Origin of the sequence: Wolbachia endosymbiont of Drosophila tristis (assembly GCF_028981745.1) — a bacterium.
Classification (GTDB): Bacteria; Pseudomonadota; Alphaproteobacteria; order Rickettsiales; family Anaplasmataceae; genus Wolbachia; species Wolbachia pipientis.
The window spans coordinates 1-836 of record NZ_JAPQLN010000012.1; the positions used below are offsets into that span (position 1 = coordinate 1).

General features: G+C 33.7%; 1 pseudogene. It reads right to left on the reverse strand.

From position 1 onward, the window contains the following. Nucleotides 1–87 precede the first annotated feature (87 nt). Nucleotides 88–686: pseudogene (locus OZD64_RS00090) on the reverse strand (IS4/Tn5 family transposase DNA-binding protein); the annotation flags it as partial. Nucleotides 687–836: the final 150 nt, after the last annotated feature.

Here is an 836-nt window from a genome sequence, read left to right on the forward strand (position 1 = left end):
CCACTGAGAATTTCATATACCTAGCTATGAGTAGGGTTATGTTAAAGAGGGAATATGCTTGAATTTACTAGTTTCCGGACAACCTCTAAGATTATGTGCAAGTTCAAAAAAATCATGCATATCTGCTTCTCTGTCACATACAGTTATAGCTTCGGTTTGGGCCAGATCTATAATATTATTTGTTTTCTTTAAACTTTCTAGCCATTTCATACTTTCTTTATCCTCAATATGAACGTTGTTACGATGGCTCTTTAGTCTTTTTTCTTCTTCAGAAATGAGTTGCCTCGAGTAAATCTTTTGATCCAGTATTCCCAGCTTCCGTACTAACAGCAAGGGCTGTATGCATTACTGCTCCTTTTCCAGCAATAGTTCCCAATCCGCTTATGGCTTGAGTATGAAATATAAGTTGTATCTTGAATCACAAGAATTCTTTTATAAGCTTTTGTTCTTTCAACTGTTTTATCAATGTGTGAAGCTAGAATATCGACTTCTTTTACGTTCTCATTTTGAAAAAAACGTTATGCTGCTTTTGCTTCTGACCAACTTCCGCATGCCTCATTAATTGAGCTTTCAGGTAAACTTATCAAACTATCAGCAATCTTTACTAATCGGTCAGTTAATCTTTTATCTCCAAGTACAGCATCTCCAAATTCATTTTTAGCCCATTCATTACTCTCGTTTGCCATTTTTATACCCTCAATATTTGCAAACTTTAATATTGTAATACTTTATTTATAAGTACATTTATATTTGTGGGTAATAGTAAGATTTGATATGCTGCCAACACTTATGTTCAAATTAAAAATGTCATTTATGATACTAGCCACTTCACGCTT